Source organism: Streptomyces noursei (assembly GCF_016917755.1).
Taxonomy (GTDB): domain Bacteria; phylum Actinomycetota; class Actinomycetes; order Streptomycetales; family Streptomycetaceae; genus Streptomyces; species Streptomyces yunnanensis.
Genome location: NZ_CP070326.1, coordinates 1,104,098 through 1,118,986 on the forward strand (window position 1 = coordinate 1,104,098; position 14,889 = coordinate 1,118,986).

Genomic DNA, 14,889 nt, shown 5'->3' on the forward strand with positions numbered 1-14,889 from the left:
GTGGCAGCAAGGGGGCGGCCGCTTCGCGCTTGGTGAGGCACTGGAATCGCTGACGTGTAGGAGTCTGTGATGAGCCTGCTGCGCAAGATCCGTGATACCGGGCGGGTGGCGGAGCCCGCTCCGCCACGACCCCAGGCCGCACCTCCACCCGCGGCCAGGGATCTGGGTGGCTCCGCGCAGGTGCGCTGTGTGGACGCGGGCTCGTGCAACGGCTGCGAGATCGAGATCGCGGCGGCCTTCGGGCCGGTGTACGACGCTGAGCGGTATGGCGCCCGGATGGTGGCCTCTCCTCGGCACGCGGATGTGGCGCTGGTGACGGGCCCGGTGACGCGGAACATGGCCGAGCCGCTGCGCCGCACGACTGCCGCGATGCCCGAGCCCCGGGTGGTGGTGGCGGTGGGGGACTGCGCCGTCAACTGCGGTGAGTTCGCCGGGGCGTATGGGGTCGAGGGGGCGGTCGGCGATGTGGTGCCGGTGGATCTGGAAGTGCGCGGATGCCCGCCGCGCCCTGAGGAGATCGTTGCGGCGCTGCGCACCGTGACCGGCCGGTGAACGTGATCGGGCCCGCGCTCGGTGCGGCATCCGCGCTGGCCGGTGCGGGCGTCGCGGCCGGCATGCTGGTACCGGCATGGGGGCGGTCAGCGGCGGTGGGAGCCTGCACGGCGGGGACGGGGGGCGCCGGACTCGTCGCGGGTGTCGCGGCGCTGGGCGGTGCGCGGTGGTCGATCGGCCTTCCGGGGTTGCTGCCGCTGGCCGGAGTGCGGCTGGCCGTGGACCCGTTGTCGGGGCTGTTCATGGCGGTAGCCGGCGCGGTAGCCGCCGCCGTTGCTGTGTACGGGATCGGGTACACGGGGCGGGGTGCGCACGGTGCCTCGTCGCGCGGGGCGCAGGCCGTACTCCCGCTCTTCGCCCTGACGCTGGTGCTGGTCCCGGCGGCGGCCTCGGTCTCCACGTTCCTGGTGCTGTGGGAGGTCATGGCGCTGGCTTCGCTGCTGCTGGTGCTGTCTGAACACCGGGAGCGGGCCGAGGTACGGCGCGCCGGGCTCTGGTACGCGGTGATGACGCACCTGGGGCTAGTGCTGCTGCTGGCGGGGCTGGCATTGTTCGCCGCGCGGGCCGGGGGTCAGAGTTTTGCCGCGCTGCGGGCCGGAGCGGCCGGGATGTCGGCGTGGATTCGCGCGGTCGTGTTCGTGACGGTGGCGGCGGGGTTCGCCTCGAAGGCGGGCGGGGTCCCGCTGCACGCCTGGCTGCCGCGCGCACACCCCGAAGCCCCCAGCCACGTCTCGGCGTTGATGAGCGCAGCCATGGTCAACCTCGGGATCTACGGGATCGTGCGAGTGGGCTTCGATCTGCTGGGTGGGGGCCCGATGTGGTGGTGGCTGGGGCTGATCGCGGTCGGCGCGGTGTCGGCGGTGTACGGGATCTTGCAGGCGGCGATGGCTTCGGACCTCAAGCGGCTGCTGGCGTATTCGACGAGCGAGAATATGGGACTCGTCCTGGTCGGGGTGGGAGCGGCCGGGCTGTTCGCGGCATCCGGCAACGGACCGCTGGCCGCGCTCGCGCTGGTGGCTGCGCTGCTGCATATGATCAACCACGCGGCGTTCAAGGCGCTGTTGTTCTGCGCGGCCGGGTCGGTGCTGCGGGCCACGGGGCTGCGGGACCTGGACCGGCTGGGGGGCCTGCGGCAGCGTATGCCGGTGACGGCCGGGCTGTTCGCGCTGGGGGCGCTGGGGGCGGTGGCGCTGCCGCCGGGGAACGGGTTCATCAGTGAGTGGCTGCTGTTGCAGTCGTTGATCCACGGTCTGGTGGTGCCGGGGGTGGCCACGGCGATCGTGCTGCCGCTGGCAGTCGCGGTGATCGCGCTGTCGGCCGGGCTGGCGGCAGCGGTGTTCGTCAAGGCACTGGGGGTGGGATTCTCCGCCCGGCCGCGCAGCAAGCAGGCGGAGCGGGCGGCGGAGAGTCCACCGGCGATGCTTGCGGGGATGGGGTTGCTTGCCGCCTGTTGCGCGGGACTGGCCCTGGTTCCGGGGGTGTTGGGGAGCGGGTTGGACCGGGCTGCCTCGGCGGCCGGTCTGACGGGCGCCAAGGCGCTGTCCGGCGGTGGGCTCCAGGTGCGGTTGCAACAGGTGCCGGCCTCGCTGGCGCCGCTGTGGGTGGTCATCGCGCTGACTGCGGCGCTGGCGGTGGCAGCGGGGCTGCCCCGCCTGATCGGGCGTCGCCGCAGGCGGCGGAAGAATGCCCGGCTGTGGGACTGCGGAGGGGGCGCACCCACCCCGCGCATGGCCTATACGGCCACCTCGTTCGCCGAGCCCCTGCAGCGGGTCTTCGACGATGTGCTGGCTCCGGAGCAGGACGTGAACGTCACCCCCGTACGCGAATCCGCCTACCTGGTGGAGCGGGTGCGCTACCAGCGGCGGGTGCCCGACCGGATCGAACACCGCTTGTATGAGCCGATGTTGGCCGCGTTGGCGCGCTTGGGTGGGGCGGCGCGGCGGCTGGCGGGCGGCAGCGTGCATCTCTATCTCGGCTATGGCTTCTTCGGCTTGGTCGCCCTGTTGCTGGTGTTGGCGGTGGGCTGGTGAGCGGGACCGGATTGACTGCGGTGGCCGCGCAGATCGTCGTGGTCATCAGCGGTGCTCCGTTGTTGGCGGGATGGATGCGGCAGGTGCGGGCGAGGATGGAGGGCCGGGCGGGCGCCGGGGTCCTGCAGCCATGGCGCGATACGCGCAAGCTGCTGCGCAAGGAGCCCATCACCCCCATCGGCACCGGCCCTGCCTTCCGTACCGCTCCTGCGCTGCTGGTCGCCACCACGGCCGTAGTGGCTGCGCTGGTGCCGCTGCTGTCCACCACCACACCCGTCAGCGCCCACGCGGACTTGATCCTGGTCGTGGCGCTGCTGGCGCTGGGCACCGTGGCACTCGCACTGGCGGGGCTGGATTCGGGCACGGCGTTCGGCGGGATGGGCGCGTCCCGGGAGATGACGGTGGCCGCGCTGGTCGAACCGACCATCCTGGTGGCGGTGTTCGCGTTCTCGATACCGGCCGGGTCGACGAATCTTGCCGCGATCGTGGCCGGCGCGGTCCGTGAGCCGTCCCGGCTGGCCTCGCCCGCCGGGCTGCTGGCCACCGCGGCGCTGGCGGTGGCGGTGCTGGCGGAGACCGGCCGGATCCCGGTGGACAATCCCGCAACCCACCTGGAGCTGACGATGGTCCACGAAGCCATGGTGCTGGAGTACTCAGGTCCCGACCTCGCGCTGGTCGAACTGGGCGCGCAGATGCGGCTGACGGTCCTGCTGGGTCTGCTGGCCTCGCTGTTCGCACCGTGGGGCATCGCCACCGACGCCTCATGGCCGGCGCTGGCGGTGGCGCTGGCGGCGTTCGTCGTGAAGGTCGCGGTCCTGGGGGCCGTGTTGGCGGCGGCCGAGGTGTTCTGGGCCAAGGTGAGGCTGTTCAGGGTGCCGGAGCTGCTGGCCGGGTCCTTCCTGCTGGCGCTGCTCGCGGTCACCTCCTCGTACTTCCTGAGCGGTGAATGAGGCCGATGAGCACAGGCACGTACACCCAGCTCCTGGACCTGGCCTGCGGGGCCTTCCTGCTCGCGGCCGTGGTGGTGTTGTGGCGACGTGAACTGGTCGCGATCGTACGGACCTTCGCCCTGCAGGGCATCGCGCTCGCCGCCATCCCCCTCCTGATCGGGCTGCACGAGCAACGCTGGGGGCTGATCGCGGTCGCCACCGGGATCGGCGCGCTGCGGGCCGGGTTGCTGCCGTATCTGATGCGCCGGGCGCTGGCCGCCCTGACGCCGTCGGGGGGCGAGGAGCATCACTACGAGGAGGACGTCAGCGAGGCCCGCGAGACCCAGCCGCTGGTCAACGTCGCTGCCTCCCTGCTCACCGCAGCTGCCCTGACCCTGCTCGCCTACGCCGTCGCCCGGCCGCTGGTCGCCCTCAACCCGGGCCCGGCCGCCCGCGCTCTGCCGGTCGGTCTGGCGGTGGTGCTGATCGGCCTGTTCGTCCTGGCCACCCGGCGCCGGGCGCTGGCCCAGGTGGTGGGCTTCCTGCTGCTGGACAACGGCATCACCGCCACCGCTTTCCTGGCCGCCTCCGGAGTGCCGCTGATCGTCGAACTCGGCGTTTCCTTCGACGTGTTGCTCGCGGTCCTGGTGCTGCAGATCCTCACCACCCGCATGCGCACGGCCTTCGGCACCACCGACATCGACGACCTGCGGGAGCTGCACGACTGATGCCGACATCGCCGAGTTCACTGGGAACGACCGCCTCCGCGCTCATCCTTGCCGTCCCCATCGCGGTGCCCCTGGCCACCGGCGCCACCTACGCCGCCATCCGGCGGTATGCGCCGACTGACTGGTTGAGCCTGGTCTCACCCGCCGCGATCCTGGCCTCCGGCGTCGTGCTGGCCCATGCGATGCCCGGCGGCGGTGCGGTCAACGCTTACGGCGGTGTGCTGCGCGCGGACGCGGTGACGGTGTGGATGCTGCTGGTGGTCGGCGCGGTCGCGGCCGTCGCCTGCGCCGCAGGTCCCGCCTACCTGGCGCACGAGCGTGCCACCGGGCACGCCACACAGGGCACCGCCCGCGCCTACCACCTGCTCGTGCACGCCTTTCTGGGCGCGATGTGCGCGGCGGTGCTGGCCGGCAACCTCGGGGTGCTGTGGGTGGCCATCGAGGCCACCACCATCGTCACCGCCTTCCTGGTCGGCCACCGCCGCACCCGCGCATCCGTCGAAGCCGCCTGGAAGTACGTGGTGATCTGCTCGGCCGGGATCGCGCTGGCCTTCCTGGGCATCGTCCTGCTCTACTACGCGGCACGAGCAGCAGGCATCCCCGAAGCGACCGCCCTGGACTGGCCGACCCTCGTCGCCCACGCAGACCGTCTGGACCCCGCGGTCACCCGCCTGGGCATCGCGCTGCTGATCCTCGGCTTCGGCGCCAAGGCCGGTCTCGTGCCGCTGCACGCCTGGCTCCCCGACGCCCACAGTCAGGCCCCCGCTCCCGTATCCGCCCTGATGTCGGGGGTCCTGCTCGCCGTCTCCTTCGCCGCCGTCCTGCGCGGCAAGGTCATCGCGGATGCGGCACTGGGCCCCGGCTACGCCCAGACCCTGCTGTCCCTCGCCGCCCTGCTCACCCTGGCCCTGGCCGCGGCCTTGCTGCTCGGCCAGCGCGACTACAAGCGGATGCTGGCGTATTCGAGCATGGAACACATGAGCCTGATTGCACTCGGTGCCGCCATCGGCACCCCACTCGCGCGAGCCGCCGTGCTCCTGCACATCGCCGGGCACGGGCTGGCCAAGACCGTGGCCTTCTGCTCCTCGGGCCACATCCTCCACCTGCGGCGCACCACACGGATCGGCCGGGTGCGGGGCCTGCTGGCCCGTGCACCCGGCTTGGGCGCCGCCTTCGGCCTGGCCGTCGTTGCGCTGCTGGGATTCCCTCCCTTCAGCCTCTTCGCATCCGAACTGGGCATCGTACGAGCCGGATTCACCGCGGGATTGGGCTGGCTCACCGCCCTCGCCCTACTCCTGGTGCTGACCGCCTTCGCCGCCCTCGCCCTGCGCACCACCCGGATGTTGCTGGGCCCGCTTCCCCTCGCGCCGGGCACCCCAGCTGTCCCCGTACGCCTGGGGCCCGCAGCCGGACTGCCGCTCGCCGTAGGGCTGCTGGCCTGCGCCGCCCTGGGGGTATCCGCCGGGCCGCTGACCGACCTGCTCACCGCCGCCACCACGATCCTTGGAGGGCACTGACCGGTGCCACAACACCCCGCCATCCGCGAGATCACCCACATCACCGCATCCGAACTGCCCAAATACGCGGGCGACTTGTTCGCAGCAGGTCATCGCATCGCCCTGGTCGCCGCCCACCACGACACCGAGCAGGCCCCCGGCGGCCGGGCCGTCCGCGTGGTCTACCTCTTCACCTCCGGCCCACCCGACACCCGCACCGAACTCCAGGTACGCCTCGACGCCGACCGGCCCGAGCTGCCCACCCTTGCCCACCTCTCCTTTCCCACCGGCCGGTTCGAACGCGAGATGCGCGACCTGCACGGCATCGTCCCCCTCGACCACCCCCTGCCCCAGCGCCTGGTCCGCCACTTCCACTGGCCCAAAGGCTGGTACCCCATGCGCCCCGACGCCGGCCCCCCACCGCCCTTCGCCGAACAGGAAGGCCCCTACCCCTTCCTAGAGGTCGAGGGCGACGGCGTCTACGAGATCCCGGTCGGCCCCGTCCACGCCGGACTCATCGAACCCGGCCACTTCCGCTTCTCCGTCGTCGGCGAGACCATCCTCCGCCTCAAAGCCCGCCTCTGGTTCGTCCACAAAGGCATCGAGAAACTCTTCGAAGGCCGCACCGTCGAGCACGGCCTCCCCCTTGCCGAACGCATCAGTGGCGACACCGCCGTCGGCCACGCCCTCGCCTACTGCCTCGCCATCGAAGAAGCCACCGGTACCCACGTCCCCGAGCCCGCCCAGCGCGCCCGCGCCCTCCTCCTGGAACTCGAACGCCTCCACAACCACACCGCCGACCTCGGCGCACTGTGCAACGACGTCGGCCACTCCATCCTCAACGCCCAAGCCCAACGCGTCCGCGAACAACTCCTGCGCCTCAACGACGAGATCACCGGCCACCGCCTCCTGCGCGGCGGAGTCATCCCCGGCGGCGCCGTACTCCGCGCAATCCCCGACCCCGCCCGGATGCGCGCCGTACGCGACGACCTCCGCCAGATCGCCGACCTCGCCCTGGCCCACCCCACCATCCGCGACCGCTTCACCGGCACCGCCCAACTGACCACCGACGCCGCCCGCGACCTCGGCTGCCTCGGCTACATCGCCCGCGCCAGCGGCCTGCCGACCGACGCCCGCACCGCCCACCCCTTCCACACCCACGACCAGCCACCCTCGCCACCCGTCCACACCCACGGCGACGTCCTGGCCCGCTTCCTCGTCCGCGCCGAGGAAATCGACACCTCCACAGCCCTGATCACCGATCTGACCGCCGGCCTGCACCCCGGCGCGACCACCACCTGGCCTCCACTTTCCAGCACCGAGGCACCGGGGTCCGGCGTGGGCATCGTCGAAGGCTGGCGCGGCACCATCACCACCCGCGTGGAACTCAACGCCGACCACACCCTGGCCCGCGTTAAACCCGTCGACCCGTCCTTCTTCAACTGGCCCGCCCTGCCCCTGGCCCTGGCCGACACCATCGTCCCCGACTTCCCCCTGACCAACAAAAGCTTCAACCTCTCCTACGCCGGCAACGACCTGTGACCACGACACGAGCGGGTGCGCGGGCGCACACCGAAGAACTCCGCAGACGATCACGCCCTGGGCATCGGCGAGGCTCAAGACATCGTTTCCTCTCCGTGCAGCCTGAGATTCACCACCCCAGACTCCACTTCCCTCCGGGCCAAACACAACGAAAATAATCGGAATTCACGACGCCTCCAACCATTCTCCGTGCATGCCGAGACCCTTGGGTGAACTGGAAGGCGCGGCAATGACGCGGATCTGGGAGTGGAACCGCCCGGCCACCGTTCGAGAAGTTCTGGAGGATCTCCAGAAGGAACGGCCGATCGCCTACACCACGGTCATGACCGTACTGGACAACCTGCGCCAGAAGGGCTCGGTCCATCGCGAAGTCGAAGGCCGCGCCTATCGGTACAAGGCGGTCTCCACTCGCGCCGCCTACGCTGCCGCGCTGATGAACGAAGCATGGTCCACCAGCGACAACCCCGCAGTCGCGCTCGTCGCTTTCTTCGGCATGATGTCGCCAGAACAACGACAAGCCCTCCGCGACGCCATAAGGGTGGCACAAGCCGACGATCAGGCCGAAGCAAAGGGAAAGTAAGGCAGCGCCCGGAAAATAGACGGGAAATAGGCTCGGAAAATAGATTCGCGAGCCGAGGCCAATAGCTTGCGCCAAAGCTTGTCCGACCTGCCAAACGTTGGCCTGGTCTGGTCATTCGTAAGATCGGCGAACCCAGGGGTTCTAGATATGGCTGTGAGCTTGCCGCCGTTGGATCGCTATGCCTGCGCGGGCCTGGTACGGACCAGTTGACAGCCGGTGACGATGTCCAGGCTGATGCGCACGACCTGGTCCATGCCACCGTCGCTGTCGCCCCACCGAGTCAACAGGCTCGGTAGCGGGCCAGTTCCGCAAGGCCACTCACCAAACTCGCCGTACCGGTAACGACCACGCACCAGCCGGCCCAGGCGGCCTGGTAGATCTCGTCGGCCTCATCCGCGACAGCACCGGAAACCGCGTCCGATCCTAACGGGACGCTTCCTGCCGAGTGCGGATCACCAACCAGCCGTCGGCGACAAGGTGGTTGGCCGGGCGAATGGCGGGCAGCGCGTGCTGAGAGAAGGCCACCCGACCCACCGTGACCCCGGCCAGCGCCTCCATGCACTCCGCACGGGAGAGTGTGATCCTGCGGGCAGAGCCGGTCGGCGCGGAGTTCACGAGGACTCACCAGGGAAGGCCGGGGGCTGCGCGTCGCGACGGCGGCAGTCGGGAGCTCGGAGAGTCTCAGTCACGATGCCACGGCTGCGGGCGTAGGCGATCAAGTGCGCTGTGACGTCCTGGCCATGGGACGCCGACCCGTCCCGGACCACCAGCAGTCGGCGACTGGAGCACACGAGACGTTCATCCGCGCTCCTACATGCGCCTCGGTCCGCTGGGTCGTACGGAACCAGGCGCACATGCGCGGCGAGGAACAGCAACTCCCCGGCCGCCGCCCGGTCGGGGCCCGGGAGCAGTGCGGGCACCGATCCCTGCGAGGGCAGCACGACCACCAGCGGCAGACCGGCCATGCGCGCTGCCCGACCAGCCACGACCGGCAGGCCCCGACCGGCCCGTATCAGGACCATCGACCCCGGCTCGGCCAGACGGTTCAGTCTGCCGCTCAGCTCGGCCTCCAGCGGCTTCAGCGTCTGCGGAGTGAGATCCACATGGCCCACGACGGCAATCACCGTCCTCCCCTTCCCCTCTCCCGTACGACTGGCATCGGCTGCCTACTTGCCAGCGTGACTGCCCAGATAGAACAGCAGCGCCATGAACCCCAGCAGGAGATGACTGCCCGCGATGTAGAGGAACACCCGCAAGGACGCCCCCCGCTCCTTCCGCTCCTCGGACATCCCACCGCCGAAGGACGGTTCGGGTATGGACTGGTCGTTGACCTGGTCGTCAGGCATGGATGCCCTCCTGGGTGTGTCGGGTATCACGGCTCGGTAGTCCGGTGACGGAGTGCATGTGGACCGGCACTCCCGTCCGGCCCGCCCGCTCGGCCAACAGGGCGATCTCGTCGAGGCCCGTCCCCTGTGAGGGGCAGTCGCCGCCAGCATGCAGGTACGTGATCTCACAGTGCCGGAACCCCGGGTTTCTTTTCACCGTGGTTCATCGGGCATCAGCATCGGGGATGAAGAAGCGAGCCAGGACGTCCTTGCCATGGCCGGCCCAGTCGGGCTCGACGGTGAGCGTGCCGCCGAATCGCGCGGTCAGCTCGGCAACAGTCCGCAGCCCCGCGCCCACCCCATCGCCTTCCACGTCGGGGATCCGAGGGTCTCGATCAGCCACGCCGATCACGAGCTGCCCGGCGCCGACCGTGACCCCGACATCCGCCGTGGGCGACCGGTTCGCGGCGTGCCGCAGCACATTGGCCACCAGCTCGCTGACCACCAGCAGCGCCGTATCCGAAAGCACCGAATTCTTGGCGATACCGAACTCGGCGAGCTTCGCGTCCGCCTCCCGCCGGGCCATGCGCACTGCACCGGGCTCGACGGGCACGGTGAACACATGCCGCCGCACCTGCGGCAACGTGTGCTCGCAGGCAGCGGTGGGCGAGATCTCCCGCCGCCGCGGCAGGAAGCGACCCACCCACCTCACGACGCCCCCTCCTGCACACCCGCGCCGGACTCCCTCAACTGGGCGACGAGGTCCTGCTGCCCGGCCAGCAACTCCACGAGGATCCGCCGCGCCGCCCCCAGCAGCTCCGCCACATCCCCACCCGCCAGCTCATACACCACGGTCGAGCCGCCCCGCGTCGCGGTCACGATCCCCGCCCGGCGCAACACCGCCAGCTGCTGCGAAAGGCTGGACGGCTCGATTTCGATCGCCGCCAGCAGGTCGCGCACCGGCATCGCCCCGTCCTGCAGCAACTCCAGCACACGGATACGCACCGGATGCCCCAGCATCCGGAACAACTCCGCCTTCGCCTGATACAGCGGAACCTGCACCCCATTCATGCCGCGCCCCCGTCCTCACCCTCCGAAGCGACACCGGGTTCCACACCGAGGCCGCGCGCTATGCGCAGCGCATCGTCCAGCTCGCCCTCAGCAACCGCCACCGCGTACGCGTCCTCGGCCTCGCGCGCCTCCGCGACTGCGGCCCGCGCCCGACGCACCCGCTCCAGCACTGCTTCGGCGAAGCCGCCCACCCAAACCTCCACACGCAAACGGTTCACTGCAACGACAACTAGCGAATTGAAGAACTCTGCAAGTCTAGGCTGCGGCACCCCCGCGTGGGACACATACGGGGACATCTCCGCAGCGGAAGTCGACACGGGCACCGCCTGCGGACCTTCAGGAGCGCCGTGACGACCCGACCGCCGTTCTCGACGACGACCGAACCCTGCTCCCTGATGGCCAATTGCCGCCCCCACCACCCGACGGCCCAGCAGCCGGCCCCCGTCGTCGGCACGACGCCCAAGGTCCGCCGGAAGCGAATTTGCGTCAGCTCGGCCGCGACCACCTCGACGCGGTCAACCTGCGCCTCATGGGCCAGGACTCGATCAGCGAGCACTTCGGGGCCCTCGGCTCGTCGTCCCGCACCGCAAACGCCCAGGACGCCGGTTTCTGCCAGCTGCGGAAGCGGACAACGCCGAGCATCGCCGGGTGCATGCCCGGGTCGAGCACACCTTCGCCCGCATGAAGCACTACAAGATCCTCCGCGACTGCCGGCAGCGCGGCAACGGCCTCCAGAAGGCAGTCCAGGCCGTTGCGCACCTGCACAACCTTGCCCTCGCCAAAGGAACAGGCCCGGCACCAACCCGCCCCTGGCCTGCCCACTGGCCGTAGCCGCTCGCCTCGACTTGTATCGAGCGTTTGACACAAGATCCTGGTGGCGGCATCTTGTACCAACCACTTGATTCAATCGCGGCATGCGGCAGAGCAGCGCCCCGCTGGGTACATCCCGCGCAGCCCACACCACTCACCGAGGTCCCCACATGCTCGATACGGCCCCACCCGCATCCCCCCGCCGTGCCGACCGCTACGCCCGCTGGTCCGGCCTGGCCTCGGGTGCCGTGGCCGCGCCACTGTTGGCCACCATGCCCACCAGATATTTCGGCGACGACTACAGCATGCCCATCGTGTTCGCCATCACCGGCTTCGGCCTTTGCGCGGTGGGCGGTGTCCTGCTCGGTGACGCCCTCACTCCCCGCCCTCACAAGGCGGTACGCACCGCCGACCTCGCCCCGCGCCAGGTCAGAGACCATGTGCCGCCGCGTATGGCCCCTTTGCTTCTCCTCCTGGCGGTGTCCCTCGTCGTGCTGCTGGTGATCGGGCTGGCCACAGCCTCCCCCGACGCCATAGGCCGGACGGGCCGGGCCCTCACTCTCACCTGCGACGGCGCGACCAGGCCCATCGGCCCCTGGCCCGGCATCTTCTACGCCACGCCCATCCTGGCCTCACTCATCCTCGGAACCGCCGCCTGCGCCTGGGCCTTGCGCCGTATCGCCTACCGCCCCGGAAGCGACCAGCAGCGCCGCGACCGCTCCTGGACGATCACGGCGGCCTGGGGACTGCTGGTCGCGCCCCAGTTTCTCCTCGTCGTTCTCATGATGGCCACCGTGCTGATGCACACGAGCTGCGCCGGCACGTTGGGCACCGTCACTGCCTTGCTGATCTACCCTCTGGGCCTGCTGAGCTTGGCTGCCCTGGCCTGGTGCCTGTTCACCGTGGTGGCCCCCCGGGCGGCCCAACGGTGACTGGCCCCGTCATCCGCGTCGACACCACCAGCCCGGTACCGCCGTACGAACAGATCCGCGCCCAGCTCGCCGCCCTGATCGTCACTGGCCGACTCACCGAGGGCGAACGTCTGCCGACCGTGCGTCAGCTAGCTGCCGACCTGAGCCTGGCCCCGGGCACCGTGGCGCGCGCCTACCGCGAGCTGGAGGCCGCCGAGCTGATCCGCACCCGCCGTGGCGCGGGCACCCGGGTCGCGGAGCTACCCTCCGAACCCAAGCATCCAAACCCCGACCAACTCGCCACGCTGGCCCGGCACTTCACCTCAGCTGCCCGAGGTCTCGGCGCCGACACCCAGGCCATCCTGGCCGCCGTCCGCAAGGCCCTGGACTAGGGCGGAAAACCCTACCGGAGAACGCCCCCTCACCCAGCAGTCCGTCGAAGATGCGCCCTGCCCTGAAGCGGTCGAGGTTGGAGGAGGGAGGGCGACGTGATCCGGGCTGATCCAGCACGGCGGCCACGGTCTCGCCCATACAGAGAACCTCGGGCCACATCACACCTGCTGACGCACAGTGACCCGCCCCATGCCCCAGAGCAGGGTTCAGTACTGCTCGGGCCCCTTGAAACCGGTACTCACATCGTCATCGGCATCGAAGACGGCGGCAGTCGGGTCGAATCCGGGCGGGCTGTCCCTGAGCGCGAGACCCATCCCGGCCAGCTTCGCCTTGACCTCGTCGATCGACTTCGCACCGAAGTTGCGGATGTCGAGCAGGTCCGCCTCGGAGCGCGCGACGAGCTCGCCCACGGAGTGGACGCCCTCACGCTTGAGGCAGTTGTAGGAGCGGACGGTGAGTTCCAGCTCCTCGATCGGCAGCGCCATGTCGGCGGCCAGGGCAACGTCTGTCGGTGACGAGCCCAGGTCGATTCCCTCGGCCTCGATGTTCAGCTCACGGGCCAGACCGAACAGCTCGACCAGCGTCTTGCCGGCGGAGGCCATGGCATCACGCGGCCGCATTCCTTGCTTGGTCTCGATGTCGACGATCAACTTGTCGAAGTCGGTGCGCTGCTCGACACGGGTCGCCTCGACCTTGTACGTGACCTTGAGCACCGGCGAGTAGATGGAGTCGACCGGGATCCGGCCGATCTCCTGGCCGACCTGCTTGTTCTGCACGGCGGAGACGTAGCCGCGACCGCGCTCGACGGTCAGCTCCATCTCCAGCTTGCCCTTGCCGTTCAGCGTGGCAAGGACGAGGTCGGGGTTGTGCACCTCGACACCGGCCGGCGGCGCGATGTCGGCGGCGGTGACCAGACCCGGGCCCTGCTTGCGCAGGTACAGCACGACCGGCTCGTCGTGCTCCGAGGAGACGACCAGCTGCTTGATGTTGAGGACCAGGTCGGTGACGTCCTCCTTGACACCCGGCACGGTGGTGAACTCGTGCAGCACGCCGTCGATGCGGATGGACGTGACCGCCGCACCCGGGATCGAGGAGAGCAGGGTGCGGCGGAGGGAGTTGCCGAGGGTGTAGCCGAAGCCCGGCTCCAGCGGCTCGATCACGAACCGGGAGCGGAACTCGTCGACGACCTCTTCGGTCAGTGACGGACGCTGAGCAATCAGCACGAGGTATTGCCTCCAGTGTTTGGCGCCCGCTATGTGACGCCGTAGACACCACGAAGGGTACGGGTGGTTCGGCCTCCGAGAGGCCGAACCACCCGTATGCCGCCGCCTGCTGGCCGTTCGGCAGGCACGGCTCTTGCTGCAGCGGAGTCCGACGTCAGCCACTTCTGGCCTCCAGGGTCAACCAGCGCAGTTCGCAGATGCATACTGGGGGCAATGACAAAGCCTGCCGCACCGAAGCGTCATCTGCCCACCAGCCCCTTCAAAGCACCGATCGCCCCGGCTCCCAAGCACTTCGCCGTGGGCGACCAGGTCACACACGACATGTACGGCCTCGGCCGGGTGATCGGCATCGAGGACGGAACCGCGGCGCTCGTGGATTTCGGCACCGCGCAAATGCGAATCTTGAGCCCGTACGACAGGATGACCAAGCTGTAGGGCCGCAACACGTACACGATCGCCATCGCCACATCACCCCGCGCCGGCACGCCCGGATACTGCTCACCAGACCCGACAACCTCAAGGCCGAGCAACACGAGCTCCTGCCCAAGCTCCCTGCCGCCTGCCGCCTGCCCGGAGGTGATCCAACTGGCCGCAGGTATCAAAGTCTTCGCTCCTTGGCCACTGTCATCGTCATCGCTTCCCGCCGCGTTGTGGGCTGGGCCACCGCAGATCGCCTGCGGACCGCACTGGTCGCCGACGCGTTTGCGGGCCGCCTGCTACAGCCTCGCTCGGCCGGCCGAGTCTGCAAGGGGATTGACTCCGCCTGCGGCCCGTCGCGGCCGCAGCAGTCTGCCCGCGCGGGCGCAATGGCGCGGTCCGGGAGGAACCACTACCGCCGGTCCAGTCGCCGGTCTGTGCTCGTTGCCATGCCCGATCGCCTCAACGGCCCGCACACCCCGTACGCCCCCCTATGTGCGGGTGTTGGATGCACTAACCACAGACATTCGAGGTGGGCGGTACAAGCCCGGTGATCGCATCCCCTCTGAGCCCGAGCTATGCGACCGGTTCAATGCGGCGCGGGAGACTGTCCGCCGGGCGGTGCGGGTACCGCGGGAGCGCGGGCTCATCGTCGCCGAGTGGGGGCGAGGGTCATACGTGGCCGGCGGACCCCCGACCGGTTCAGCCGGATCACCGCACTAGGATTTTTCCGAGAACAGCCTCACTGGATAGCCCTCAGGTGCGGGGCGACCGAGTACCAACGAGGCCGTTGGTACTCGGCCGAGCTCGTCTCTGAGAGAACGCGGGTCAGCTCATCCGGCCGCCGCCCGAACCGGGCTTCCCGTTTCCACCGGATGTGAA

18 protein-coding genes and 2 pseudogenes are annotated in these 14,889 nt (G+C 69.8%); 13 read left to right on the top strand and 7 right to left on the bottom strand.

Annotation, left to right across the window (positions count from 1 at the left end):
* Positions 1 to 69 precede the first annotated feature (69 nt).
* The 7 genes from JNO44_RS04900 (at position 70) to JNO44_RS04930 (ending at position 7,857) form a co-directional block, all read left to right on the top strand.
* Complete coding sequence (locus tag JNO44_RS04900; RefSeq protein WP_205361750.1) at positions 70 to 552, top strand: NADH-quinone oxidoreductase subunit B family protein; 483 nt, start codon at positions 70 to 72, stop codon at positions 550 to 552.
* Positions 549 to 2,582 carry a proton-conducting transporter transmembrane domain-containing protein gene (locus JNO44_RS44345; protein ID WP_205361751.1) on the top strand — a complete coding sequence of 678 codons (2,034 nt, stop codon included), beginning with the start codon at positions 549 to 551 and terminating at the stop codon, positions 2,580 to 2,582. The genes JNO44_RS04900 and JNO44_RS44345 overlap by 4 nt, the downstream gene beginning before the upstream one ends.
* Positions 2,579 to 3,532, top strand: a complete 954-nt coding sequence (locus tag JNO44_RS04910) for a respiratory chain complex I subunit 1 family protein (protein WP_240167415.1) — start codon at positions 2,579 to 2,581, stop codon at positions 3,530 to 3,532. Before JNO44_RS44345 ends, JNO44_RS04910 begins: the two co-directional genes overlap by 4 nt.
* A gap of 5 nt (positions 3,533 to 3,537) precedes the next feature.
* Positions 3,538 to 4,239: a hypothetical protein gene (locus JNO44_RS04915; protein ID WP_205361752.1), complete on the top strand. Its 702-nt coding sequence runs from the start codon at positions 3,538 to 3,540 to the stop codon at positions 4,237 to 4,239.
* Positions 4,239 to 5,756 carry a proton-conducting transporter transmembrane domain-containing protein gene (locus JNO44_RS04920; protein ID WP_205361753.1) on the top strand — a complete coding sequence of 506 codons (1,518 nt, stop codon included), beginning with the start codon at positions 4,239 to 4,241 and terminating at the stop codon, positions 5,754 to 5,756. The genes JNO44_RS04915 and JNO44_RS04920 overlap by 1 nt, the downstream gene beginning before the upstream one ends.
* Before the next feature lie 3 nt (positions 5,757 to 5,759).
* Entirely contained in the window at positions 5,760 to 7,277 is a 1,518-nt protein-coding gene (locus JNO44_RS04925; protein ID WP_240167416.1) for a hydrogenase large subunit, read from the top strand.
* A gap of 193 nt (positions 7,278 to 7,470) precedes the next feature.
* A complete protein-coding gene (locus JNO44_RS04930; RefSeq protein WP_205361754.1) occupies positions 7,471 to 7,857 on the top strand; it encodes a BlaI/MecI/CopY family transcriptional regulator in 387 nt (128 codons plus the stop codon).
* Positions 7,858 to 8,280: 423 nt separating this feature from the next.
* On the opposite strand, the gene JNO44_RS45040 is transcribed toward JNO44_RS04930, so the two are convergent.
* From JNO44_RS45040 to JNO44_RS04960, 6 genes are all read right to left on the bottom strand, one after another.
* Positions 8,281 to 8,415 (bottom strand): pyridoxamine 5'-phosphate oxidase family protein, encoded by a 135-nt coding sequence (locus JNO44_RS45040; RefSeq protein ID WP_420882738.1) that lies wholly within the window; start codon positions 8,413 to 8,415, stop codon positions 8,281 to 8,283.
* Between the two features lie 53 nt (positions 8,416 to 8,468).
* Positions 8,469 to 8,981: a hypothetical protein gene (locus JNO44_RS04940; protein ID WP_240167417.1), complete on the bottom strand. Its 513-nt coding sequence runs from the start codon at positions 8,979 to 8,981 to the stop codon at positions 8,469 to 8,471.
* Positions 8,982 to 9,023: 42 nt separating this feature from the next.
* Complete coding sequence (locus tag JNO44_RS04945) at positions 9,024 to 9,203, bottom strand: DUF6126 family protein (protein WP_205371442.1); 180 nt, start codon at positions 9,201 to 9,203, stop codon at positions 9,024 to 9,026.
* Between the two features lie 202 nt (positions 9,204 to 9,405).
* Positions 9,406 to 9,885 (bottom strand): ATP-binding protein, encoded by a 480-nt coding sequence (locus tag JNO44_RS04950; RefSeq protein ID WP_240167418.1) that lies wholly within the window; start codon positions 9,883 to 9,885, stop codon positions 9,406 to 9,408.
* A 5-nt stretch (positions 9,886 to 9,890) separates the two neighbouring features.
* Positions 9,891 to 10,244, bottom strand: a complete 354-nt coding sequence (locus tag JNO44_RS04955; protein WP_205369389.1) for an ArsR/SmtB family transcription factor — start codon at positions 10,242 to 10,244, stop codon at positions 9,891 to 9,893.
* A gap of 5 nt (positions 10,245 to 10,249) precedes the next feature.
* The gene (locus JNO44_RS04960) at positions 10,250 to 10,456 is read right to left on the bottom strand and encodes a hypothetical protein (protein WP_240167419.1); all 207 of its coding nucleotides are present in this window, start codon (positions 10,454 to 10,456) and stop codon (positions 10,250 to 10,252) included.
* A 266-nt stretch (positions 10,457 to 10,722) separates the two neighbouring features.
* On the opposite strand from JNO44_RS04960, the pseudogene JNO44_RS04965 reads away from it, so the two are divergent.
* The 4 genes and pseudogenes from JNO44_RS04965 to JNO44_RS04980 form a co-directional block, all read left to right on the top strand.
* Positions 10,723 to 10,821 (top strand): annotated as a pseudogene (locus tag JNO44_RS04965) (aldo/keto reductase); the annotation flags it as partial.
* Between the two features lie 2 nt (positions 10,822 to 10,823).
* A pseudogene (locus JNO44_RS04970) lies at positions 10,824 to 11,084 on the top strand (transposase family protein); the annotation flags it as partial.
* Between the two features lie 149 nt (positions 11,085 to 11,233).
* Positions 11,234 to 11,995 carry a hypothetical protein gene (locus tag JNO44_RS04975; RefSeq protein ID WP_205361757.1) on the top strand — a complete coding sequence of 254 codons (762 nt, stop codon included), beginning with the start codon at positions 11,234 to 11,236 and terminating at the stop codon, positions 11,993 to 11,995.
* A complete protein-coding gene (locus JNO44_RS04980; protein WP_205361758.1) occupies positions 11,992 to 12,366 on the top strand; it encodes a GntR family transcriptional regulator in 375 nt (124 codons plus the stop codon). Before JNO44_RS04975 ends, JNO44_RS04980 begins: the two co-directional genes overlap by 4 nt.
* 207 nt (positions 12,367 to 12,573) lie before the next feature.
* Here JNO44_RS04980 and JNO44_RS04985 read toward each other — a convergent pair whose 3' ends face one another.
* The gene (locus JNO44_RS04985) at positions 12,574 to 13,590 is read right to left on the bottom strand and encodes a DNA-directed RNA polymerase subunit alpha (protein WP_205361759.1); all 1,017 of its coding nucleotides are present in this window, start codon (positions 13,588 to 13,590) and stop codon (positions 12,574 to 12,576) included.
* Positions 13,591 to 13,803: 213 nt separating this feature from the next.
* Between JNO44_RS04985 and JNO44_RS04990 the strand changes: the two genes are divergently transcribed.
* On the top strand, positions 13,804 to 14,025 hold the full coding sequence (locus JNO44_RS04990; RefSeq protein WP_205361760.1) for a CarD family transcriptional regulator: 222 nt from the start codon (positions 13,804 to 13,806) through the stop codon (positions 14,023 to 14,025).
* A gap of 483 nt (positions 14,026 to 14,508) precedes the next feature.
* The gene (locus tag JNO44_RS04995; protein ID WP_240167939.1) at positions 14,509 to 14,730 is read left to right on the top strand and encodes a GntR family transcriptional regulator; all 222 of its coding nucleotides are present in this window, start codon (positions 14,509 to 14,511) and stop codon (positions 14,728 to 14,730) included.
* Positions 14,731 to 14,889 lie beyond the last annotated feature (159 nt).

Bases quoted from the DNA above. Each gene is read 5' to 3' on its own strand.
- JNO44_RS04900 (WP_205361750.1), top strand. From the start codon at position 70: ATGAGCCTGCTGCGCAAGATCCGTGATACCGGGCGGGTGGCGGAGCCC.
- JNO44_RS04915 (WP_205361752.1), top strand. From the start codon at position 3,538: ATGAGCACAGGCACGTACACCCAGCTCCTGGACCTGGCCTGCGGGGCC.
- JNO44_RS04920 (WP_205361753.1), top strand. From the start codon at position 4,239: ATGCCGACATCGCCGAGTTCACTGGGAACGACCGCCTCCGCGCTCATC.
- JNO44_RS04930 (WP_205361754.1), top strand. From the start codon at position 7,471: ATGCCGAGACCCTTGGGTGAACTGGAAGGCGCGGCAATGACGCGGATC.
- JNO44_RS45040 (WP_420882738.1), bottom strand. From the start codon at position 8,415: ATGGAGGCGCTGGCCGGGGTCACGGTGGGTCGGGTGGCCTTCTCTCAG.
- JNO44_RS04945 (WP_205371442.1), bottom strand. From the start codon at position 9,203: ATGCCTGACGACCAGGTCAACGACCAGTCCATACCCGAACCGTCCTTC.
- JNO44_RS04975 (WP_205361757.1), top strand. From the start codon at position 11,234: ATGCTCGATACGGCCCCACCCGCATCCCCCCGCCGTGCCGACCGCTAC.
- JNO44_RS04990 (WP_205361760.1), top strand. From the start codon at position 13,804: ATGACAAAGCCTGCCGCACCGAAGCGTCATCTGCCCACCAGCCCCTTC.